A 23865-nucleotide genomic window follows, 5' to 3' on the forward strand; every position below is an offset into this window, starting at 1 on the left:
TTCAATCAGCCTTATCAGCAGTGCGAGCAGTAGGTTTACGAAGACGGGATACCGGCGCGACATGGGCCGATCCGTTATTCAGGGCGATCATCAGTGCGGGCAACCAGCGCCCCAGCAGGCTGAACAGATCACCGGCGCCGACCTGGCGGTTGGCGGTTTTCAGCACACGCCCCAGGCACGCATCGTCGTCCCGGGTGGACGGTGAGGCGTTGAGCATGTCGCGTAAAGACTGTTCAAACGGATCGTGCATACGCACCTCTCGTGATGTCTGTGGGAGACGCGGTCAGTTTTGGTCGGGTCACATGGTTTCCCTCAGACCCAGCGCAAACGTCGGAACAACCACCACTGCCCGAGCGCCACCGAGACCATCATCAGGCAAGCGATCAGAAAGCCGTAAGGGCTGGCAGAGAATGGAATTCCACCGACGTTGATCCCCAAAAGCCCGGCCAGAAAACTCATCGGCAAAAAGATCCCGGTGATGATCCCGAAGCGATACATCGTGCGGTTCATGCGCACGCTCAAGCGACGGTCTTCAGCCTCCAGGACCAGCCCCACCCGCTCCCGGGTCAATTCCAGCTCTTCGAGGTAGCGGGTCAGGCTATTGTTCAATTCGTTCCAGTAATCGCCGTCATCCTCGACGAACCAGGGCAACTTGATTCGCGTCAACTGCCCGAAAATGTCCCGCTGCGGAGCCAGAAAGCGCTTCAACGCAGCCGCCCGGCGACGAATCTGCAAAACCGCCCCGTGCTCAGGAGTATACCGTTCGTCGGTATCCAGCTTTTCTTCTTCCTCATCGACCACTTCCGAGAGACAGCTGACCAGATCCTGCACCTTGTTGGTGAGGTACTGCGCCATGCAAAGGATGAGTTCGGAGGCAGTTTTCGGCCCCTTGCCCTCGGACAGTTGCACCAGCAACTCGTCAGTGGCACGCAACGGACGCAAACGCAGGGAAATGACACGCTGGGCAGAGCCGAAAATCCGCACCGACACCATGTCTTCCGGTTCGGCGCCAGGGTTCAGATTGACCCCGCGCAAAAATAGCAGCAGTTCGCTGTCCGAAAGCTGCAAAAGTCGCGGACGGGTGTTTTCTTCAAGTAACAGGTCACAGCTGAATTCGCTCAGACCGCTGGATTTGCGCAACCAGGTCCGGGTTTGCGGATGACTGCGATCCCAGTGCAGCCACAGGCTTTCATGGGCCTGCAGTTGCAAGTCATCGAGTTCAGTCCGGGCAATCGAACGCGCACCGCCTTTACCGTCCAGCACCAGGGCATGCACCAGCCCCCATTGCGCGTTTTCTTCCTCGAACATCCGCACTCCTTTGGTCAACCGGCGCTTTATTCAGGCATTTTCAGCGGGCTGGGCGAGATGATCACGCCGTTGTTGTCCGCATAAATGTATTCGCCTGGACGGAACGTCACGCCGGCAAACGTCACCACAACGTTGAGATCGCCGAGCCCGCGCCTGTCGGATTTCCTCGGGTGGCTGGCGAGGGCCTGAACGCCCAGATCGGTCTGCGCGATGATATCGACGTCGCGGATGCAACCGTAGATCACCAGCCCTTCCCAACCGTTTTTCGCGGCTTTCTCGGCCAGCATGTCACCGAGCAACGCATGTCGCAGGGAACCGCCACCGTCTACCACCAGCACTTTGCCATTCCCCTTGAGCTCGACCTGCTCCTTGACCCGCGAGTTGTCTTCAAAGCATTTGATGGTCACGATTTCGCCGCCGAAGGAATCACGGCCGCCGAAATTGCTGAACATCGGTTCCAGCACCTGCACCAGCTCCGGATAGGCGTCGCACAGGTCAGGCGTGATGTAATGGTTCATCGAGAAACTCCTGTAAGAGGAAGACAATCGAGGATGTCGGAAAGTGACCAGAACAGCTCAATGCGTCATATCTTAGCCGCAAGCCGACCGGAGCGAAATGCCCTTGTCAGAGCGTCAGGCTCAGATTGCCGCGACCAAATCCTGTTGCGCTCCCGGCAAAGGTGTCTGCTGATCGGCCAACCAGCGCGTCACCAAAGGCCAGACTTCAGCTTGGGCTGCCTTGCTGACGAGCATTTCCACGTGACCGAAATTGTCGCCGAAGCCCTGCTCGCGCCCCAGGTTGATGAATTGCTTGTGCTCGGAACCGAACTGTTCGAACAGCTTGCGACACGCCCACGCAGGATCCTGATGATCACCCGCAGCGCTCACGGCAAGCACCGGCAACTTGACCTCGGCCAAACCCGCCCACCAGTTTTTATCGGCATCGCCAAAGCGCCCGAACAGACCGTACCAGCGCATGCCTTCCAGGGCCAGGCCGATGGGCTCGTCCTCCGGACCGCGCTTGAGCCTTGAGCCGGACAACTGGGCAAAACGCTTGAGAATGAAGCGACCGCTCCACTCTACCGGCGGAATCTTCAATGGCCAGTAGGTGCGACTGACTTGTGTACCGAAAAACGCCGCCGAGGCCACGACCGGCTCACCGATGTACTCGCCCCCCAGCGCTGCGGCCAGTGTAATACCGCCCAGTGAGTGACCGATCCAGTGTGGCACCTGCCCGCTCTGTTCGCGCACGAACGCACCAATGGCCGGCAGGTCATAGCGTGCGTAGTCGGCAACACGGTTCTTGCGGTAGTCGTGGTTACGCTGGGACAGGCCGTGACCGCGCATTTCCGGAATCCAGACATCGAACCCCAGACGGGCCAGGTAAGCGCCCAACCCCAGGCCTTTGGGAGAAAACCAGAACCGGCGATTGGAAAAGCTGCCGTGCAGCAGGATCACCGGCACGCCACGGGAGGACGACTCATCGGCCATGCCAAGGCGTGTCACAGCCAATTCGACGGTGAAGTCGGGACTGTTACCGGGTTTCAAACGATACACATCTTCGCTCAGATCACCGCGCCGTTCGGCACTGATCAGGGCGACAGGAAATAGGTTGCTGCTGCTTTGCATAATCTCTTGCACAAAAAAGGGCGGCATCCAGATGGAGCCCGCCCTGCTTGAATCTCATAAAGACCGCTCCCTGTAGGAGCGAGCTTGCTCGCGATGGACGTCAACGATAACGCGTTCATCCTGGATAAACGCGGTGTCCTGAGGTTTTTCGCGAGCAAGCTCGCTCCCACAGAAAGGGGCGGCCCGTTTACACCGGATCAGGCCGAAGCTTGACCTTCCGCCAGGAAGAACCAGGTTTCCAGTACGGAGTCAGGGTTCAACGAAACGCTTTCAATGCCCTGCTCCATCAGCCACTTGGCCAGGTCCGGGTGGTCCGAAGGACCCTGACCGCAGATACCGATGTATTTGCCGGCCTTGTTGCACGCGGCAATCGCATTGGCCAGCAGTTTCTTGACCGCCGGATTACGCTCGTCGAACAGGTGGGCGATGATGCCGGAGTCACGGTCCAGGCCCAGGGTCAGCTGGGTCAGGTCGTTGGAGCCGATGGAGAAACCGTCGAAGAACTCGAGGAACTCTTCAGCCAGGATGGCGTTGGACGGCAGTTCGCACATCATGATCACGCGCAGGCCGTTCTGGCCACGAGCCAGACCATTTTCCGCCAGCAGATCCACCACCTGGCTCGCTTCGCCCAGGGTACGGACGAACGGCACCATGATTTCGACGTTGGTCAGGCCCATCTCGTTGCGCACGCGCTTGAGGGCGCGGCATTCGAGCTCGAAGCAGTCGCGGAACGATTCGCTGATGTAACGCGAGGCACCGCGGAAGCCCAACATCGGGTTCTCTTCTTCCGGCTCGTATAGCTTGCCGCCGATCAGGTTGGCGTATTCGTTGGACTTGAAGTCCGACAGACGCACGATGACCTTTTTCGGCCAGAACGCAGCCGCCAGGGTGCTGATGCCTTCGACCAGTTTCTCGACGTAGAAGCCGACCGGATCGTTGTAACCGGCGATGCGCTTGTCGACGCTTTCCTTGATGTCCAGCGGCAGGCCGTCGTAGTTCAGCAGTGCCTTGGGGTGCACGCCGATCATGCGGTTGATGATGAACTCCAGGCGGGCCAGGCCCACACCGGCGTTCGGCAGCTGTGCGAAGTCGAAGGCGCGGTCCGGGTTACCGACGTTCATCATGATCTTGAACGGCAGCTCAGGCATGGCGTCCACGGAGTTCTTCTTGATGTCAAAGCCCAGTTCGCCTTCGAAGATGAAACCGGTGTCGCCTTCAGCGCAGGAAACGGTCACGCCCTGGCCATCTTTCAACAGCTGGGTGGCGTTGCCGCAACCTACTACCGCTGGAATACCCAGCTCACGGGCGATGATCGCCGCGTGGCAAGTACGGCCGCCACGGTTGGTGACGATCGCGCTCGCGCGCTTCATGACCGGCTCCCAGTCCGGGTCGGTCATGTCGGAAACCAGTACGTCGCCTGGCTGGACCTTGTCCATCTCGGACACGTCCTTGATGATGCGGACCTTGCCGGCGCCGATACGCTGGCCGATGGCGCGACCTTCCACCAGCACGGTGCCGGTTTCTTTCAACAGGTAACGTTCCATGACGTTGGCCTGGGTGCGGCTCTTCACGGTTTCCGGACGGGCCTGCACGATGTACAGCTTGCCGTCGTCACCGTCCTTGGCCCACTCAATGTCCATCGGGCACTGGTAGTGATTCTCGATGATCATCGCTTGCTTGGCCAGTTCGCTGACTTCCGCGTCGGTCAGGCAGAAACGTGCGCGTTCAGCCTTGTCCACGTCGACGGTCTTGACCGAACGACCGGCCTTGGCCTCGTCGCCGTAGATCATCTTGATGGCTTTGCTGCCCAGGTTGCGGCGCAGGATCGCTGGGCGACCCGCGGCCAGCGTACCTTTGTGAACGTAGAACTCATCCGGGTTCACCGCGCCTTGTACGACGGTTTCACCCAAGCCGTAGGCGCCGGTGATGAACACCACGTCACGGAAGCCCGACTCGGTATCGAGGGTGAACATCACGCCGGCGGTGCCGGTTTCGGAACGGACCATGCGCTGCACGCCAGCAGACAGGGCAACCAGCTTGTGGTCGAAGCCCTGGTGCACGCGATAGGAAATGGCACGGTCGTTGAACAGCGAGGCGAACACCTCTTTGGCGGCGCGAATGACGTTTTCGACACCACGGATGTTCAGGAAGGTTTCCTGCTGACCGGCAAAGGATGCGTCGGGCAAGTCTTCGGCGGTGGCGGAAGAACGCACGGCCACGGCCATGTCAGGGTTGCCGGCGGACAGCGTGGCGAACGCGGTACGAATTTCGGCATTCAGTTTTTCAGGGAACTCGGCTTCCATGATCCATTGGCGGATCTGGGCACCGGTCTTGGCCAGCGCATTCACGTCATCGACGTCCAGGGCATCGAGCGCATCGTGAATCTGCTGATTCAGGCCGCTCAGTTCCAGGAAATCACGATAAGCCTGAGCGGTCGTGGCGAAGCCGCCGGGCACCGATACACCGGCACCTGCAAGGTTGCTGATCATCTCGCCCAGGGATGCGTTCTTGCCCCCCACATGCTCAACATCGTGTTTGCCGAGCTTATCGAGGGAAACTACGTACTCTACCAAGGTGATCTCTCCACTAACTGTGTTGGAAAAGCTCAGAAACCGGCTGCTTAAGTGAGCATTTGCCGGTTATATGGCCTGGACCTGGAAAATAAGTGAGAATGCGGGCCAATGGCGGCCGGCAAATCGCGCCTATCATATCCAAGATTCGTCACTAGCTTAAGGCCCAAGGTGCAAATGAAACGATCTGCTTTCTTTATCTCCGATGGTACCGGCATTACCGCCGAAACCCTGGGTCAAAGCCTTCTGGCGCAGTTCGAAAACATTACCTTCAGCAAAGTCACGCGGCCGTACATCGACAACGTGGACAAAGCGCGGGCCATGGTACAACAAATCAACAAAGCCGCCGAAACCGACGGCTTCCGTCCGATTATCTTCGACACCATCGTCAATCAGGACATTCGTGAGATTCTCGCAACCTCGAATGGTTTCATGATCGACATTTTCTCGACGTTCCTGGCACCGCTTGAACAGGAACTGACCGAGCATTCTTCCTATACCGTGGGCAAGTCCCACTCCATCGGCGCCAACACCAACTACATGGAGCGTATCGAGGCCGTTAACTTCGCCCTCGACAACGACGACGGCGCCCGCACGCACTATTACGACAAGGCCGACCTGATACTAGTGGGCGTGTCGCGATGTGGTAAGACGCCGACGTGCCTGTACATGGCAATGCAGTTCGGTATCCGTGCAGCCAACTACCCGCTGACCGAAGACGACATGGAGCGCCTGCAACTGCCGTCCGCCCTGCGCGCCCACCAGCACAAGCTGTTCGGCCTGACCATCGACCCGGACCGCCTTACCGCGATCCGCAACGAGCGCAAGCCCAACAGCCGCTATTCGAGCTACGCCCAGTGCGAGTTCGAAGTTCGCGAGGTGGAAAACCTGTTCCGCCGCGAGAACATTCCGAACATCAACTCCACGCACTTTTCCGTAGAAGAAATCTCCGCGAAGATTCTCGTGGAGAAAGGTGTGGAGCGGCGTTTCAAGTAGTTCTTTTTTGCCTGTTCGGCCCTCATCGCGAGCAAGCTCGCTCCCACAGTTGATTTGTGTTCACCGCAGATCTCCTGTGGGAGCGAGCTTGCTCGCGATGAACGATAACTCGGTCTCCTAGATAACAAACAAATCCACAAACCGGTTCACCGGTGTCGCCTCAAGTTTCTGCCGATCCTTGCACAACGCAAAAATCTCTTCGCTACGCTGACTGGTGAATCGTGTCAGCAAGTTCGCCCTGAACTTGTCCTCCAGCAACGGAATGCCTTCGACCCGACGTCGACGATGCCCAATCGGGTATTCCACCACCACGTTTTCAGTACTCGACCCATCCTTGAAAAACACCTGCACCGCGTTGGCAATGGAGCGCTTGTCGGACTCCAGATACTCACGGGTGAAACGCGGCTCCTCAACTATCACCATCTTGTCGCGCAGCACATCGATGATCGGATGCGCCTTGTGGAAATCATCTTCGTAATGCTCTGCAACCAGATTGCCAAAGGCCAGCGGCACGGCAGTCATGTACTGGATGCAGTGATCGCGATCAGCGGCATTGGCCAGCGGGCCGACCTTGGAAATGATGCGAATCGCCGACTCGTGAGTGGTGATGACGATCCGGTCGATTTCGTGCAGACGATTGCGCACTTGCGGATGCAGGGTCACCGCCGCCTCACAGGCCGTTTGCGCATGGAACTCGGCCGGAAAACTGATCTTGAACAACACGTTTTCCATCACATAACTGCCGTACGGTCGCGAGAAACTGAACGCACGCCTGTCTTCAGGCTTGAGCGCCAGATCGTTGTTGGTGTGGCTGAACAATACGTCGTAAAACCCCCACTGCCTGGCACTCAATACACCGGGAATACCCATTTCGCCGCGCATCGCCATGTCCGCCAAACGCACGCCACGACTGGACGCATCCCCCGCCGCCCAGGATTTACGCGAACCGGCATTCGGCGCATGCCGGTATGTGCGCAATGCCTGACCGTCAGCAAAGGCGTGAGACAACGCCGACAACAACTGCTCGCGATTGGCACCCATCAGCTTGGCCGTGACTGCGGTCGAGGCCACTTTCACCAGAATGACGTGATCGAGGCCGACACGGTTGAACGAGTTTTCCAAGGCAATCACGCCTTGAATCTCATGGGCCATGATCATCGCTTCAAGCACTGTACGCACGGTCAGCGGTGCCACACCATTAGCCAGGTGCTTTTGTGATAAATGGTCGGCTACCGCGAGAATACCGCCGAGGTTGTCCGACGGATGCCCCCACTCCGCCGCGAGCCAGGTGTCGTTGTAGTCGAGCCAGCGCACGATGCAGCCGATGTCCCACGCCGCCTTCACAGGATCGAGCCGGTAACTGGTCCCCGGCACCCGGGCGCCGAATGGCACGACAGTGCCTTCTACCACTGGCCCCAAATGCTTGGTGCACTCGGGAAAACGCAGGGCCAGCAGGCCGCAACCCAAGGTATCGATCAGACAGTTGCGCGCAGTATCCAGCGCCTCTTTTGACTCGATCTTGTAGTTGAGGACGTAATCGGCAATGTCCTGCAGGACCTTGTCGTAGTCGGGGCGGTTGTTCAGGTCGACGTTGGCACTCATGTTCGATTCACTCTGCGGTGTTCGTTGATGGGACCTCGGTTCAGGGCAATCTCAGTCAATGACAAATTCTTATGATTGAAATGCAGGCCACTGTGGGAGCGAGCTTGCTCGCGATGGCGGTGCATCAGCCAGCACACGTATTGAATGTGTTGGCCCCATCGCGAGCAAGCTCGCTCCCACAGGTGTTTGGATGATCTTAGAAAGAATCACCCGGCACACGGACAAACCCTTCCATCAACACCCGTGCACTGCGGCTCATGATCGCTTTGTTCACGGTCCACTCGCCATTGACCTGGCTGGCCTCGGCGCCGACGCGCAAGGTACCGGACGGGTGGCCGAAGCGCACCGCGTTGCGTTCGATACCGCCTGCCGCGAGGTTAACCAGCGTACCGGTGATCGCTGCCGCCGTGCCGATTGCCACCGCAGCAGTACCCATCATCGCGTGGTGCAACTTGCCCATGGACAGCGCACGCACCAGCAGGTCGACATCACCCGCCGCAATGGCTTTGCCACTGGACGATACGTAATCCGCCGGTTTGGCGACGAAGGCCACTTTTGGCGTGTGCTGGCGCTTGGCAGCTTCGTCAATGTTCGAAATCAGGCCCATGCGCAATGCGCCGTAAGCACGGATGGTTTCGAACATCAGCAAGGCTTTCGGGTCGCCGTTGATCGCGCCCTGCAACTCGGTGCCCTTGTAGCCGATGTCTTCGGCATTGACGAAAATCGTCGGGATACCGGCGTTGATCATGGTCGCCTTGAAGGTGCCGACGCCGGGCACTTCCAGGTCGTCCACCAGGTTGCCGGTAGGAAACATCGAACCGCCGCCGCCCTCTTCGTCCGCCGCCGGATCGAGGAACTCGATCTGCACTTCGGCCGCCGGGAAGGTCACGCCGTCGAGTTCGAAATCGCCGGTTTCCTGTACTTCACCATTGGTGATCGGCACGTGGGCGATGATGGTCTTGCCAATGTTGGCCTGCCACACGCGAACCACCGCCACGCCGTTTTGCGGGATGCGGCTGGCGTCCACCAGGCCATTGCTGACGGCGAACGAACCGACCGCCGCCGACAGGTTGCCGCAGTTGCCGCTCCAGTCCACGAAGGGCTTGTCGATGGACACCTGACCGAACAGGTAATCGACATCGTGATCGGCCTTGATGCTTTTCGACAGGATCACGGTTTTGCTGGTGCTGGAAGTCGCGCCACCCATGCCGTCGATTTGTTTGTCGTACGGGTCGGGGCTGCCGATCACCCGCAGCAGCAAAGCGTCGCGGGCCTGGCCCGGGACCTGTGCCGCTTCAGGCAAATCCTTCAGGCTGAAAAACACGCCTTTGCTGGTGCCGCCGCGCATGTATGTCGCTGGAATTTTGATCTGCGGTGCATGAGCCATGGTGCTCGTTACTCCTAATCTGAAAACAGACACGGGACTCAAAGTCCCGTGTCTGCAAAGCGTGTGTTAAACAGCAACCGCCGATTCTTCGAGGAAGTCCTGGGCGAAGCGTTGCAGCACGCCACCGGCTTCGTAGATCGACACTTCTTCAGCGGTGTCGAGGCGGCAGGTCACCGGCACATCGACGCGCTCGCCATTCTTGCGATGGATCACCAGGGTCAGCTCGGCACGCGGGGTGCGGTCGCCAATCACGTCGTAGGTTTCGCTGCCGTCGATGGCCAGGGTGTGGCGGTTGGTGCCCGGCTTGAATTCCAGCGGCAACACGCCCATGCCCACCAGGTTGGTGCGGTGAATGCGCTCGAAACCTTCGGCGGCAATCGCTTCCACACCCGCCAGGCGCACGCCCTTGGCCGCCCAGTCGCGGGACGAACCCTGACCGTAGTCGGCACCTGCGATGATGATCAGCGGCTGCTTGCGATCCATGTAGGTCTCGATGGCTTCCCACATGCGCATCACTTTGCCTTCCGGCTCGACGCGGGCCAGCGAACCCTGCTTGACCTTGCCGTTTTCCAGAACCATTTCGTTGAACAGTTTCGGGTTGGCGAAGGTCGCGCGCTGCGCGGTCAGGTGGTCACCACGGTGAGTCGCGTAGGAGTTGAAGTCCTCTTCCGGCAGGCCCATTTTCGCCAGGTATTCGCCCGCGGCGCTGTCGAGCATGATGGCGTTGGACGGCGACAGGTGATCGGTGGTGATGTTGTCCGGCAGCACCGCCAGCGGACGCATGCCCTTGAGCGGACGGGCGCCGGCCAGTGCGCCTTCCCAGTACGGCGGACGGCGGATGTAGGTGCTCATCTCGCGCCACTCGTACAGCGGCGCGACTTTGGGACCTGTGTCTTCGTGGATCGCGAACATCGGGATGTAGACCTGACGGAACTGCTCCGGCTTCACCGATGCCTTGACCACTGCGTCGATTTCTTCGTCGCTCGGCCAGATGTCTTTCAGGCGGATTTCCTTGCCATCCACCACGCCCAGCACATCTTTTTCGATGTCGAAGCGGATGGTACCGGCAATGGCGTAAGCAACGACCAATGGCGGCGATGCGAGGAACGCCTGCTTGGCGTACGGGTGAATCCGGCCGTCGAAGTTACGGTTACCGGACAACACAGCAGTGGCGTACAGGTCACGGTCGATGATCTCTTGCTGGATCACCGGGTCCAGTGCGCCGGACATGCCGTTGCAGGTGGTGCAGGCGAAGGCCACGACGCCGAAACCGAGCTGTTCCAGCTCATCGGTCAAACCGGCTTCATCGAGGTACAGCGCCACGGTTTTGGAGCCCGGTGCCAGGGACGACTTGACCCACGGCTTGCGGGTCAGGCCGAGCTTGTTGGCATTGCGCGCCAGCAGGCCGGCAGCGATCACGTTGCGCGGGTTGCTGGTGTTGGTGCAGCTGGTGATGGCAGCGATGATCACTGCGCCGTCCGGCATTTGGCCTGGCACATCGTCCCACTGACCGGAGATACCTTTGGCAGCCAGATCCGACACCGCCACACGGGCGTGCGGGTTGCTCGGGCCAGCCATGTTGCGCACCACAGAAGACAGGTCGAACGTCAGGCCGCGCTCGTACTGCGCGCCTTTGAGGCTGTCAGCCCACAGGCCGACCTGCTTGGCGTAGTTCTCGACCAACTGCACCTGCTCGTCTTCACGTCCGGTGAGCTTGAGGTAGTCGATAGTCTGCTGATCGATGTAGAACATCGCCGCGGTGGCGCCGTATTCCGGGGCCATGTTAGAGATGGTCGCGCGGTCGCCGAGGGTCAGCGCCGCAGCACCTTCACCGAAGAACTCCAGCCACGCGCCAACCACTTTTTGTTTGCGCAGGAACTCGGTCAGCGCCAGCACCATGTCGGTGGCGGTGATGCCCGGTTGCAGCTTGCCGGTCAGCTCGACGCCGACGCTTTCCGGCAGACGCATCCACGATGCGCGACCGAGCATTACGCTTTCGGCTTCCAGACCACCGACACCGATGGCGATCACGCCCAACGCATCGACGTGTGGGGTGTGGCTGTCGGTGCCGACGCAGGTATCAGGGAAGGCCACGCCGTCACGCACCTGGATCACCGGAGACATTTTCTCCAGGTTGATCTGGTGCATGATGCCGTTGCCCGGCGGGATCACGTCGACGTTCTTGAACGCCTTCTTGGTCCAGTTGATGAAGTGGAAACGGTCTTCGTTGCGACGGTCTTCGATGGCGCGGTTCTTCTCGAACGCTTCCGGATCGAAGCCACCGCGCTCGACGGCCAGGGAGTGGTCGACGATCAGTTGGGTCGGCACCACCGGGTTCACTTGCGCCGGATCACCGCCCTGCAGGGCGATGGCGTCACGCAGGCCGGCGAGGTCGACCAGCGCGGTCTGGCCGAGAATGTCGTGGCACACCACGCGGGCCGGGAACCACGGGAAGTCGAGGTCGCGCTTGCGCTCGATGAATTGCTTCAGGGATTCGGTGAGCGTGGCCGGGTCGCAGCGACGCACAAGGTTTTCCGCCAGTACACGGGAGGTGTACGGCAGGGTGTCGTAGGCGCCAGGCTGGATCGCCTCGACCGCTGCGCGGACATCGAAGTAATCCAGGTGGCTGCCGGGCAGCGGTTTACGAAATTGTGTGTTCATCGTCAGGACTCGGTCACGGTAGTTACAAAAGGTGGGGCCTGGCACCAGACTTGAAGTGAACACAATCCACTGTGGGAGCGAGCTTGCTCGCGATGGCGTGTCAGTCGACACCAATGTGAATGACACTCCATCGCGAGCAAACTCGCTCCTACAGGGATCTGCGTTGCATTCAGATCCCGGTGCCGGCCGCCACCATTCAGCGTTGTTCGATTGGTACGAACTTGCGCTGCTCAACGCCGGTGTATTCGGCGCTTGGACGGATGATGCGGTTGTTGGCACGTTGTTCGTACACGTGGGCGGCCCAGCCGGTCAGGCGCGAGCAGACGAAGATCGGTGTGAACAACTTGGTCGGGATGCCCATGAAGTGGTACGCCGAGGCATGGTAGAAGTCGGCGTTCGGGAACAGTTTCTTCTGCTCCCACATGGTCTTGTCGATGGCTTCGGACACCGGGAACAACACCTTGTCACCCACTTCGTCAGCAAGCTTTTTCGACCAGCCCTTGATCACCTCGTTACGCGGATCGTTGTCCTTATAGATCGCGTGGCCGAAGCCCATGATCTTGTCCTTGCGCTCGAGCATGCCGAGGGTGCCCTTGATCGCGTCTTCCGGCGACGAGAAACGCTCGATCATTTCCATCGCCGCTTCGTTGGCGCCGCCGTGCAGCGGACCGCGCAGCGAGCCGATGGCCGCGGTGATGCACGAATACAGGTCGGACAGGGTCGAGGCGCAAACACGTGCGGTGAAGGTCGACGCGTTGAACTCGTGCTCCGCGTAGAGGATCAGCGAAACGTTCATCACCTTGACGTGCAGCTCGCTCGGCTTCTTGCCGTGCAGCAGGTGCAGGAAGTGGCCGCCGATGGACTGCTCGTCGCTCACGCAATCGATGCGCTTGCCTTCGTGGCTGAAGCGATACCAGTAGGTCATGATCGCCGGGAACGCGGCCAGCAGGCGGTCGGTCTTGTCGTGTTGCTCGGAGAAGTTGCTCTCCGGCTCCAGGTTGCCCAGGAACGAGCAGCCAGTGCGCATCACGTCCATCGGGTGGGCGTCGGCGGGGATGCGTTCCAGCACTTCTTTGAGCGCTTGCGGCAGGTCGCGCAGCTTGCTCAGTTTGGCAACGTAGGCTGCCAGTTGCGCCTTGCTCGGCAGTTCGCCGTACAGCAGCAGGTAGGCAACTTCTTCGAACTGTGCGTCAGCCGCCAGTTCACGTACGTCATAACCACGATAGGTCAGACCGGCACCCGACTGGCCCACGGTGGACAGTGCGGTTTGCCCGGCTACCTGGCCACGGAGCCCGGCGCCACTGAGTACTTTTGCTTCGGCCATTGCTGTCTCCAATTCTTGAATTTTTTAGGGAAACCAATCTTTCATCTGTAGGAGCGAGCTTGCTCGCGATGGACGCCGATGATGACGCGGGAAAACTGATACCCCGCGGTGTATGGCCCACCATCGCGAGCCAGCTCGCTCCTACAGGTACACGGTGTTCATTATTTTTTCGCGGCGAACAACGCATCGAGCTTCTGCTCGAAGGTGTGGTAGTCGATGCGATCGTAAAGTTCCATGCGAGTCTGCATGGTGTCGATGACGTTCTGTTGCGTGCCATCGCGACGGATCGCGGTGTAGACGTTTTCTGCAGCCTTGTTCATGGCACGGAACGCCGACAGCGGGTACAGCACCAGCGATACATCGGCAGCGGCCAGTTGTTCGGTGGTGTACAGCGGCGTCGCGCCGAACTCGGTGATGTTGGCCAGGATCGGCGCTTTCACGCGATTGGCGAACAACTTGTACATTTCCAGTTCAGTGATGGCTTCCGGGAACACCATGTCAGCGCCGGCCTCGATGCACGCGGCGGCGCGATCCAGGGCAGACTCCAGACCTTCCACCGCCAGGGCGTCGGTACGGGCCATGATCACGAAGCTGTCATCGGTACGGGCATCGACGGCCGCTTTGATGCGGTCGACCATTTCCTGCTGGGTCACGATTTCCTTGTTAGGACGGTGACCGCAGCGCTTGGCGCCGACCTGGTCTTCGATGTGAATCGCCGCCGCGCCGAACTTGATCATCGACTTCACGGTACGGGCGACGTTGAACGCCGAGGAACCGAAACCGGTGTCCACATCCACCAGCAGCGGCAGGTCGCAAACATCGGTGATGCGGCGCACGTCGGTCAGCACGTCATCCAGGCCGGTGATGCCCAGGTCCGGCACGCCGAGGGAGCCGGCAGCCACCCCGCCACCCGACAGGTAGATCGCCTTGAAACCGGCGCGCTTGGCCAGCAACGCATGGTTGGCGTTGATCGCGCCGACCACTTGCAATGGATGCTCGCTGGCGACCGCATCGCGGAAACGCTGGCCTGGAGTGCTCTTGTTCAAACTCATGACTCACCTCGTTTGGCTGTCGGGTTAGCGCCGTCCTGGTAATGACGGGCGATGTTGCGTTTGGAGGCGCCGATGTGACGGCGCATCAACAACTCGGCCAGTTCACCGTCACGGTCGGCGATGGCATCGAGAATTCGGTGGTGCTCGGCGAACGCCTGGTGCGGGCGATTGGGCGTGGTGGAAAACTGGATGCGGTACATGCGCACCAGTTGATACAGCTCGCCGCAGAGCATTTGGGTCAGCGTACGGTTGCCGCTGCCCTGGATGATTCGGTAGTGGAAGTCGAAATCGCCTTCCTGCTGGTAGTAGCCTCTCCCGGCCTGAAACGCCTCATCGCGTTCGTGGGTTTCCAGGACCCGACGCAGCTCGTCGATTTCTTCGAGGCTCATGCGCTCGGCGGCCAGGCGACAGGCCATGCCTTCCAGGGATTCGCGGATTTCGTATAGCTCAATCAGTTCGGCGTGATTGAGCGACACCACCCGTGCGCCGACATGCGGCACGCGAACCAGCAGGCGCTGGCCTTCCAGACGGTGGATGGCCTCGCGCAACGGGCCACGGCTGATGCCGTAGGTGCGCGCCAGTTCCGGTTCGGAGATTTTGCTGCCCGGCGCGATATCGCCTTTGACGATAGCCGCCTGAATGCGTCGGAAGACGTTCTCGGAAAGCGTCTCCGTATCGTCTTGCGTAGAAACCGGGGGATCGAGTTGATCCAGCATATTGTCGACACCTTGTAAGCCAGTGCCGCAAAAACTATCGAATAGTGGCGACACAGTCAAAGTATAAATCGATATTGTCGACAATCTTCTGATAACCGGTTGCACCATTACGAAGCAACCGGCCTATTTATAGCCACCGGCCAGCGCTGGCGCCATCAAACCACCGTGCTAGAATGCCGCCCGCATTTGTTTGTCACATCTGCACTGCCTGTCATAAAAACCTGACAGGCATACGAGGGAGCTTGCGCAGCGATGCCAGGGCCTTGAATCAAGTCGGACCGCTGCGCATCAGGATTTATGAGACTCAAGCCCTTCCCCACCTTCCTTTATTTCCTTTGCCTGCCCGGTTTCGCAATGGCCGGGGAAAAGACCGTGTATGGCCTTAACGAGTACGCATCGCTCAATGGCATCGATCTGGAAGTGGCGGCCAAACTCGACACCGGGGCGAAAACCGCCTCCCTGAGTGCACGGGATATCAAACGTTTCAAACGCAACGGCGAGTCGTGGGTGCGCTTTTACCTGGCCATCGACGCCGCCCATTCGCACCCGATCGAACGCCCGCTGGCCCGTGTCAGCAAGATCAAGCGCCGGGCCGGCGACTACGATCCGGAGGAAGGCAAGAAGTACACCGCTCGCCCGGTGATCGAACTGGACATCTGCATGGGCTCGGCCCTGCGCAGCATCGAAGTGAACCTGACCGACCGCAGCGCTTTCCAATACCCGCTACTGATTGGCTCCGAAGCCCTCAAACGTTTCGATGCTCTGGTTGACCCCAGCCTTAAATATGCTGCCGGCAAACCTGCCTGCACCACCGACGCTCATACCGCCGAGTAATTCAAATGCGCTCTCTTACCCTTCACCTGAAACTGCTGATCGCCATCCTGGTGGTGCTGGGCATTTCAGTTACGGCCTATCAGATCTTCGTGCTGGGCATCCCGGTGACCGAAGACGCCACCGACGACCTGTGGAACATCGACGCCAAGGTCGAGTTCGTCGCCAGTGCCAAGGATCCGGTCAAGATCCAGATGTTCGTGCCTCCGCTGAGCCGCGACTTCGTGAGCCTCAACGAGAGCTTCATCTCCAACAACTACGGCGTGGCCGTGAACCGGGTCGACGGCAACCGCAAGGTCACCTGGTCGGCACGCCGGGCCAAAGGCAATCAGACGCTGTATTACCGCCTGGTGCTGACCAAGCGTTATTCCGGTGAGAAAGCCAAGATCAAAGGCCCGACCTTTCGCGACAGCATGACCATCGAAGGCCCGGAAAAAATCGCCGCCGAAGCCCTGCTCGCACCGATTCGCCAACACTCGGCCGATGTCGAAACTTTCGTCGGCGAAGCCATCAAGCGGGTCAACAACCTTAATGACGACAACGTGAAGCTGCTGCTGGCCGGTGATCCATCCGCGGCGCACAAGGCGAAAATCGTCGAGCTGCTGCTGTCCATCGCCCACGTGCCGATCGAGAAGGTCCACACCATCCGCCTGGTGGCCGACCAGCCGCAAATGCCGGAACTGTGGCTGCGCAGCTTCAATGGCACCGACTGGCTGTACTTCAACCCGGAAACCGGTGAACAGGGCCTGCCGACCGACCGCCTGCTGTGGTGGACCGGCGACGAAAACCTGATCACGGTCGATGGTGGCAAGAAAGCCAACGTGACCTTCAGCCTGAACAACAGCGAAATGAACGCCATTCGCCTGGCCAAGCTGACCGACGAAAACACCGACGCCAATTTCCTCGAGTACTCGCTGTACGGCCTGCCGCTGCAAACCCAGCAGACCTTCATGATCATGGTGATGATCCCGATCGGCGTGCTGGTGATCCTGATCCTGCGCAACCTGATCGGCATCCAGACCCTGGGCACCTTCACCCCGGTGCTGATCGCCCTGGCCTTCCGCGAAACCCAGCTCGGCTTCGGTATCGTGCTGTTTACCATCATCACGGCACTGGGCTTGTCGCTGCGCTCCTATCTCGAACACCTGAAACTGCAAATGCTGCCGCGGCTGTCGGTGGTGCTGACGTTCGTGGTGGTGCTGATTGCGGCCATCAGCCTGCTCAGCCATAAACTCGGCCTGGAACGCGGTTTGTCGGTGGCGCTGTTCCCGATGGTGATCCTGACCATGACCATCGAACGCCTGTCGATCACTTGGGAAGAGCGCGGCGGTGGCCATGCCATGAAAGTGGCCGTCGGCACGCTGTTCGCCGCGTCCCTGGCGCACCTGATCATGAGCGTGCCGGAACTGGTGTACTTCGTGTTCACTTTCCCGGCGATCCTGCTGATCCTGGTGGGCTTCATGCTGGCCATGGGTCGTTATCGCGGTTACCGCCTGACCGAACTGGTGCGCTTCAAGGCCTTCCTGAAAAAGGCTGACGCCTGATGTTCGGCCTCTGGAAGACCTGGAAGGCCCTGGAAGCCCGGGGCATCATGGGGATCAATCGGCGCAACGCAGACTACGTGCTCAAATACAACAAGCGCAGCCTGTACCCGATCGTCGATGACAAGATCATCACCAAGGAACGCGCCATCGCCGCCGGCATCCATGTGCCCGAACTGTATGGCGTGATCTCCACCGAGAAGGAAATCGACAATCTCGAAGAGATCATCGGCGCACGCAATGACTTCGTGATCAAACCGGCCCAGGGCGCTGGCGGAGATGGCATCCTGGTCATCGCCGACCGCTTCGAAGGGCGTTATCGCACGGTGTCCGGCCGGATCATCAGCCATGAAGAAATCGAACACCAGGTTTCCAGCATCCTGACCGGCCTGTACTCCCTGGGCGGTCACCGCGACCGGGCGCTGATCGAATACCGCGTGATTCCGGACCAGATCTTCAAGAGCATCAGTTACGAAGGCGTGCCGGACATTCGCATCATTGTTTTGATGGGCTACCCGGTGATGGCCATGTTGCGCCTGCCGACGCGCCAGTCCAACGGCAAGGCCAACCTGCACCAGGGCGCCATCGGCGTCGGTGTGGACCTGGCCACCGGCCTGACCCTGCGCGGCACCTGGCTGAACAACATCATCAACAAACACCCGGACACCACCAATGCAGTGGATGGCGTGCAACTGCCCTACTGGGACGGTTTCATGAAACTCGCCGCTGGTTGCTATGAGTTGTGCGGCCTGGGCTACATCGGTGTCGACATGGTCCTGGACCAGGAAAAAGGCCCGCTGATTCTGGAGCTCAACGCCCGGCCGGGGCTGAATATCCAGATTGCCAATGACTGCGGCCTGACGTTGCGCACTCATGCGGTCGAGGCGCGGCTGGAAGACATGAAGGCGCGTGGCGTGAGTGAATCGGTCGAAGAGCGCGTGGCGTTTGTGCAGGAGATGTTTGGGCATATTCCTGCGGTCGAGGGCTGAGGCCCTTCTCTTGCTCGCGATGAACCTGAAAACACTGTGGGGGGGTCAGGCATACAGCGTTATCGTTGACGACCATCGCGAGCGAGCTCGCTCCTACAGCAATCAATCCCCTCTAGGAGCAATTCTCCGAGGGGACTACAATCGCCACCCCGCCTCGATGGCTGACTTCCCCCGCCCATGTTGACCTGTTCCGTACACCCGCTGCCCTATCGCGCCAACCCCGCCGAATATTTCGCGGCGATTCGCCATGCACCCGGTGCCGTCCTGCTCGACAGTGGCCGCCCCAGCGCCGACCGCGGTCGATATGACCTGCTCAGCGCCTGGCCACTGGAACAACTGACGGTGTCGCCCGACGAAAGTGGCGATGCTTTCCTGCAACGCCTGCGCGACAACCTGACACGCCTGGGCGAAGCCATTCTGCCGGCAGATTATGAGTTGCCGTTTGCCGGTGGGTTGATCGGTTACCTGAGTTACGACTTCGGCCGACATCTGGAACGCCTGCCGAGCCAGGCCAGTGATGACCTGCATCTGCCCGACGCGCGTTTCGGCTTGTACGGCTGGGCCTTGATCAGCGATCACCTTTCGCAGACCAGTCAATTGGTGTTCCACCCGACCCTGCCCGACAGCGAGCGTCAGCGCCTGATCGAACTGTTCAGCCAGCCTGCGCCGCAAGCGATCGCGCCCTTCAAACTGCTCACCCCGATGACTGCCGACTTGAGCGCCGATGAGTATCAACAGGCCATCGAGCGCATCCAGCAATACATTCAGGCCGGCGACTGTTATCAGGTCAATTTCGCCCAACGGTTTCGCGCACCCTGCCTGGGTGATCCGTGGGCCGCTTACTGTGCGCTACGCGCTGCTTGCCCGACGCCTTTTTCCGGTTTCCAGAACTTGCCTGATGGCGATGCCGTACTCAGCCTGTCGCCGGAACGCTTCGTCAAAGTCAGCCAGGGCCATGTGGAAACCCGCCCGATCAAGGGCACTCGCCCCCGGGGCCTGACGCCCGAGCAGGACGCCGCGAACGCCGCCGAATTGCTGGCCAGCCCCAAAGACCGCGCGGAAAACCTGATGATTGTCGACCTGCTGCGCAATGACCTCGGTCGCACCTGCCGCACAGGTTCAGTACGGGTGCCGGAATTGTTCAGCCTGGAAAGCTATCCGAACGTGCACCACCTGGTGAGCAGCGTCACCGGTGAACTGGCGGATGAGCGCGATGCCCTGGACCTGATCGCCGGCAGCTTCCCCGGCGGCTCGATTACCGGCGCGCCAAAGATTCGTGCCATGCAGATCATCGACGAACTGGAGCCGACCCGGCGCGGCCTGTATTGCGGTTCGTTGCTGTACCTGGACGTACGCGGCGAAATGGACAGCTCGATCGCCATCCGTAGTTTGCTGGTCAAGGACGGGCAGGTGTGTTGCTGGGGCGGTGGCGGAATTGTCGCGGACTCGCAGTGGCAGGCTGAGTATCAGGAGTCGATTACCAAGGTGAAGGTACTGCTCGAAACCCTACAGAACCTGTAGGAGCGAGCCTGCTCGCGATGGAGCAACGGACGACGCGGGCTGTCTGGTGCCCCGCGTTATCGTTGACGACATCGCGAGCAGGCTCGCTCCTACATACAGGGAATGTGATTACAAGCTCAGGGTCCGGTTTGATGCCTTGATGAACTCCTGCTTCAACGCTTCAAACGTGTGCACCGCCGGGAACTGCGGGAACTGCGCAATCACGTTATCCGGCGCATGGAACAGAATCCCGGCATCGGCCTCGCCCAGCATCGTGGTGTCGTTGTAGGAATCCCCCGCCGCGATCACCCGGTAGTAGAGGCTCTTGAAGGCCAGGACCGACTGACGCTTGGGATCTTTCTGACGTAGTTGATAGTCAGTGACTCGCCCAGTGTCGTCAGTAATCAGGCGATGGCAGAGCAAGGTCGGGAAGCCCAGCTGACGCATCAGCGGCTGGGAGAACTCATAGAAGGTGTCCGACAGGATCACCACCTGGAAGCGCTCGCGCAGCCAGTCGACGAACTCGATGGCGCCATCGAGCGGCTTGAGCGTGGCGATCACTTCCTGAATGTCGGAGAGCTTCAGGCCGTGCTCGTCGAGAATTCGCAGGCGCTGCTTCATCAGCACGTCGTAGTCGGGAATGTCCCGGGTAGTGGCCCTGAGGGATTCGATCCCGGTTTTTTCGGCGAAGGCGATCCAGATTTCCGGAACCAGCACACCTTCAAGATCCAGACAGGCAATTTCCACAAGACACTCCCATTTGTATTGATTATTGAGTCGAGCGAGCAAAAAGACTGCCGAACTCTAGCGATTCGGGCCTGCCTGCGCAACGCAGAGGATGCCCCGGCCCGTGCAGCTTTTTGTTACCATCGACCCCATATAGAGCGCCCAGCGCCACCGACCTGTAGGAAGCCGCCCTGATGAGCCCAACGTTCGACGTCGTGGAACTCGCCACGACCTATGCCAACAAATCCGCCCAGGACATTCTGAAACTCGCGTTTGCCGAGTTCGGCGATGACCTGTGGATATCTTTCAGCGGCGCCGAAGACGTGGTGCTGGTGGACATGGCCTGGAAGCTGAACAAGAACGTCAAAGTGTTCAGCCTCGACACCGGTCGCTTGCACCCCGAGACCTACCGGTTCATCGATCAGGTGCGCGAGCACTACAAGATCGACATCGAACTGGTGTCGCCGGACTACACGAAACTTGAGCCGTTCGTGAAGGAAAAAGGCCTGTTCAGCTTCTACAAGGACGGCCATGGCGAATGCTGCGGCATCCGCAAGATCGAACCGCTGCGCCGCAAGCTGTCAGGCGTGACGGCCTGGGCGACCGGCCAGCGTCGGGACCAGAGCCCCGGCACCCGCAGCGCCGTCGCGGTGATGGAAATCGACACCGCGTTCTCCACCCCGGAACGCACCCTGTACAAGTTCAACCCGCTGGCGCAAATGACCAGCGAAGAGATCTGGGGCTATATCCGCATGCTGGAGTTGCCGTACAACAGCCTGCACGAACGCGGTTTCATCAGCATCGGCTGCGAACCCTGCACCCGCGCGGTACTGCCGAACCAGCATGAGCGTGAAGGCCGTTGGTGGTGGGAAGAGGCGACGCAGAAGGAATGCGGGCTGCATGCGGGGAATATCATCAGCAAGTCGAAAGCGTAAATACCCCTGTAGGAGCGAGCTTGCTCGCGATAAACCCAAGAGCGCCATGGGGTGTCAGGAATACAGCGTTTTCATTGACGACCATCGCGAGCAAGCTCGCCCCCACAAAAATGTGTACACAGGAATGTCACCATCGGTGCCATTTATGTGTGCACTTTTCGTTTCTGCGCCCCCAAAAGTTACATCCCCTCGCCTGACGTACACCGCCATGTCCTCCTGAATCCCCTTCGTAAAATAAATACCTGTTCAATCGGTCAATTTTAATTGCCTATTTTTCAGTAGCTTGGCGAACCGCCATAACAAAACGAAATGAATAGCGCGTTTCATAGATCTCCCGACTGGCATGGATCTGGCTTAAGTGCATACATGTTTTGTATACAATCAATTCAAAACATACACACACTTTAGATCCGCAAGCCTGAAGCGCCCTATCCCGTACAGGCTGCAGATGCCCCGTAACCAATGATATTCGCCATCCGCGACGAAGATTTGTCGAGCCAACGCTCATGCACAGTCATCGCGATGTCGAGCATCAGGAGCCTGCCGGAATGCGTACTAGTCTCTCCAATAACAACATCGCGCTGGATCTACCCTCCTCCCATTCCATCCACACCGTCGACAATCAGGCGCATCACGCTCCCGTGGTGCTCAGCCCCCGATTGCACAACAAGGACCTGGCACCGACCAAGTCCGAAGGTCGGCGCTGGGGCCGCTACAGCATCTTTGCCCTGTGGACCAACGACGTGCACAACATTGCCAACTACTCGTTTGCCATAGGCCTGTACGCCTTGGGTCTGGGTGGCTGGCAGATTCTCCTGTCCCTGGGGATCGGCGCCGCGCTGGTTTACTTCTTCATGAACCTGTCTGGCTACATGGGCCAGAAAACCGGGGTGCCGTTTCCGGTCATCAGCCGGATCAGTTTCGGCATTCACGGTGCGCAGATTCCTGCATTGATCCGCGCCGTTATCGCCATCGCCTGGTTCGGTATCCAGACGTATCTTGCGTCCGTGGTCTTTCGCGTGCTGTTAACGGCGGTCCATCCCGGGTTCGCCGACTACGACCACGACTCGATCCTCGGCCTGTCGACCCTGGGCTGGGTGTGTTTCGTCGCGATCTGGTTCGTGCAACTGGCGATCCTGGCCTATGGCATGGAGATGGTGCGACGCTACGAGGCATTTGCCGGCCCGGTGATTTTGCTGACCGTCGCCGCCCTTGCCGCGTGGATGTACACCCAGGCCGATGCGACCATCGCCTGGTCTATCCGTGAGCCGCTGACTGGCGGTGAGATGTGGCGCAACATCTTTGCCGGTGGCGCACTGTGGCTGGCGATCTACGGCACCTTGATCCTCAACTTCTGCGACTTTGCCCGCTCCTCGCCGTGCCGCAAAACCATCAAGGTCGGAAATTTCTGGGGCTTGCCGGTGAATATCCTGGTATTCGCCGGCATTACCGTCCTGCTGTGCGGCGCGCAATTTCAGATCAATGGCCGGATCATCGAAAGCCCGACCGAAATCATCGCCTCGATCCCCAACACCTTCTTCCTGGTGCTCGGCTGCCTGGCGTTCCTGATCGTCACCGTGGCGGTGAACATCATGGCCAACTTCGTCGCCCCGGCGTTCGTACTCAGCAACCTGGCGCCCAAGTACCTGACCTTCCGCCGCGCCGGGCTGATCAGCGCGACCATCGCTGTGCTGATCCTGCCGTGGAACCTCTACAACAGCCCGCTGGTGATCGTGTACTTCCTGTCCGGCCTCGGTGCCCTGCTCGGCCCGTTGTACGGGGTGATCATGGTCGACTACTGGCTGGTACGCAAAGGCCGGATCAACGTGCCGCAGTTGTACAGCGAAGACCCTGACGGCGCGTATTACTACAGCCGCGGTGTCAATTTGCGCGCGGTGGCGGCGTTCATTCCTGCAGCGTTCATCGCCATCGTCTTGGCATTGGTACCGGGCTTCCACAGCGTATCGCCATTTTCCTGGCTGATTGGTGCCGGTATCGCCGGGATGCTCTACCTGATCATCGCCAAGCGCCAACCGCATTACGTCGATGTTAGCGGCGAAGCCATCGCGGTCGACAACGTCAGCCACTGATCCTGCCGC

The 23865-nt window shown here is 59.7% G+C and carries 19 protein-coding genes; 7 read left to right on the forward strand and 12 right to left on the reverse strand.

The window, feature by feature from the left end:
• Position 1 precedes the first annotated feature (1 nt).
• The 5 genes from AC1RP7_RS17955 to ppsA all read right to left on the reverse strand — a co-directional run bounded on the left by AC1RP7_RS17955 (position 2) and on the right by ppsA (position 5509).
• Positions 2-250, reverse strand: a complete 249-nt coding sequence (locus tag AC1RP7_RS17955; RefSeq protein ID WP_008017601.1) for a hypothetical protein — start codon at positions 248-250, stop codon at positions 2-4.
• Between the two features lie 62 nt (positions 251-312).
• Positions 313-1308, reverse strand: a complete 996-nt coding sequence (locus tag AC1RP7_RS17960; protein ID WP_150812371.1) for a zinc transporter ZntB — start codon at positions 1306-1308, stop codon at positions 313-315.
• Positions 1309-1334: 26 nt separating this feature from the next.
• On the reverse strand, positions 1335-1826 hold the full coding sequence (rraA, locus tag AC1RP7_RS17965; RefSeq protein WP_008027412.1) for a ribonuclease E activity regulator RraA: 492 nt from the start codon (positions 1824-1826) through the stop codon (positions 1335-1337).
• A gap of 120 nt (positions 1827-1946) precedes the next feature.
• Entirely contained in the window at positions 1947-2936 is a 990-nt protein-coding gene (locus tag AC1RP7_RS17970) for an alpha/beta fold hydrolase (RefSeq protein ID WP_090454039.1), read from the reverse strand.
• 197 nt (positions 2937-3133) lie between these two features.
• Positions 3134-5509: a phosphoenolpyruvate synthase gene (gene ppsA / locus AC1RP7_RS17975; RefSeq protein ID WP_493181782.1), complete on the reverse strand. Its 2376-nt coding sequence runs from the start codon at positions 5507-5509 to the stop codon at positions 3134-3136.
• A 174-nt stretch (positions 5510-5683) separates the two neighbouring features.
• On the opposite strand from ppsA, the gene ppsR reads away from it, so the two are divergent.
• The gene (gene ppsR / locus AC1RP7_RS17980; RefSeq protein WP_008048584.1) at positions 5684-6502 is read left to right on the forward strand and encodes a posphoenolpyruvate synthetase regulatory kinase/phosphorylase PpsR; all 819 of its coding nucleotides are present in this window, start codon (positions 5684-5686) and stop codon (positions 6500-6502) included.
• A gap of 117 nt (positions 6503-6619) precedes the next feature.
• Here ppsR and prpD read toward each other — a convergent pair whose 3' ends face one another.
• The 6 genes from prpD to AC1RP7_RS18010 form a co-directional block, all read right to left on the reverse strand.
• Entirely contained in the window at positions 6620-8104 is a 1485-nt protein-coding gene (prpD, locus tag AC1RP7_RS17985; RefSeq protein WP_493181781.1) for a 2-methylcitrate dehydratase, read from the reverse strand.
• Between the two features lie 196 nt (positions 8105-8300).
• Entirely contained in the window at positions 8301-9491 is a 1191-nt protein-coding gene (gene prpF / locus AC1RP7_RS17990) for a 2-methylaconitate cis-trans isomerase PrpF (RefSeq protein WP_218496789.1), read from the reverse strand.
• Between the two features lie 66 nt (positions 9492-9557).
• On the reverse strand, positions 9558-12152 hold the full coding sequence (gene acnD / locus AC1RP7_RS17995; protein ID WP_057715708.1) for a Fe/S-dependent 2-methylisocitrate dehydratase AcnD: 2595 nt from the start codon (positions 12150-12152) through the stop codon (positions 9558-9560).
• A 196-nt stretch (positions 12153-12348) separates the two neighbouring features.
• Entirely contained in the window at positions 12349-13476 is a 1128-nt protein-coding gene (gene prpC, locus AC1RP7_RS18000) for a bifunctional 2-methylcitrate synthase/citrate synthase (RefSeq protein ID WP_090454029.1), read from the reverse strand.
• 161 nt (positions 13477-13637) lie between these two features.
• Entirely contained in the window at positions 13638-14528 is an 891-nt protein-coding gene (gene prpB, locus AC1RP7_RS18005) for a methylisocitrate lyase (protein ID WP_008017616.1), read from the reverse strand.
• On the reverse strand, positions 14525-15244 hold the full coding sequence (locus AC1RP7_RS18010; protein ID WP_008048579.1) for a GntR family transcriptional regulator: 720 nt from the start codon (positions 15242-15244) through the stop codon (positions 14525-14527). The genes prpB and AC1RP7_RS18010 overlap by 4 nt, the downstream gene beginning before the upstream one ends.
• A 297-nt stretch (positions 15245-15541) precedes the next feature.
• Here AC1RP7_RS18010 and rloA point away from each other — a divergent pair, with 297 nt between their 5' ends.
• The 4 genes from rloA to pabB all read left to right on the forward strand — a co-directional run bounded on the left by rloA (position 15542) and on the right by pabB (position 20126).
• Entirely contained in the window at positions 15542-16078 is a 537-nt protein-coding gene (rloA, locus tag AC1RP7_RS18015) for a retropepsin-like aspartic peptidase RloA (protein ID WP_046042906.1), read from the forward strand.
• A 5-nt stretch (positions 16079-16083) separates the two neighbouring features.
• Positions 16084-17619, forward strand: coding sequence for an osmotic stress tolerance membrane protein RloB (gene rloB, locus AC1RP7_RS18020; protein WP_057715711.1), 1536 nt, complete (start codon positions 16084-16086; stop codon positions 17617-17619).
• On the forward strand, positions 17619-18605 hold the full coding sequence (locus AC1RP7_RS18025; protein WP_492625176.1) for an alpha-L-glutamate ligase-like protein RloC: 987 nt from the start codon (positions 17619-17621) through the stop codon (positions 18603-18605). Before rloB ends, AC1RP7_RS18025 begins: the two co-directional genes overlap by 1 nt.
• Positions 18606-18782: 177 nt before the next feature.
• Positions 18783-20126, forward strand: a complete 1344-nt coding sequence (gene pabB / locus AC1RP7_RS18030; RefSeq protein ID WP_493181778.1) for an aminodeoxychorismate synthase component I — start codon at positions 18783-18785, stop codon at positions 20124-20126.
• Positions 20127-20234: 108 nt separating this feature from the next.
• Here the strand turns inward: pabB and thrH are convergent, their stop codons facing one another.
• Complete coding sequence (thrH, locus tag AC1RP7_RS18035; RefSeq protein WP_057715714.1) at positions 20235-20852, reverse strand: bifunctional phosphoserine phosphatase/homoserine phosphotransferase ThrH; 618 nt, start codon at positions 20850-20852, stop codon at positions 20235-20237.
• Positions 20853-21025: 173 nt separating this feature from the next.
• Here thrH and AC1RP7_RS18040 point away from each other — a divergent pair, with 173 nt between their 5' ends.
• Both AC1RP7_RS18040 and AC1RP7_RS18045 read left to right on the forward strand, forming a co-directional pair.
• Positions 21026-21766, forward strand: coding sequence for a phosphoadenylyl-sulfate reductase (locus AC1RP7_RS18040; protein WP_493181777.1), 741 nt, complete (start codon positions 21026-21028; stop codon positions 21764-21766).
• Positions 21767-22314: 548 nt separating this feature from the next.
• A complete protein-coding gene (locus tag AC1RP7_RS18045; RefSeq protein WP_493181776.1) occupies positions 22315-23856 on the forward strand; it encodes an NCS1 family nucleobase:cation symporter-1 in 1542 nt (513 codons plus the stop codon).
• The last annotated feature ends 9 nt before the right edge of the window (positions 23857-23865 follow it).

Source organism: Pseudomonas sp. GW822-FHT01E03 (assembly GCF_058802985.1).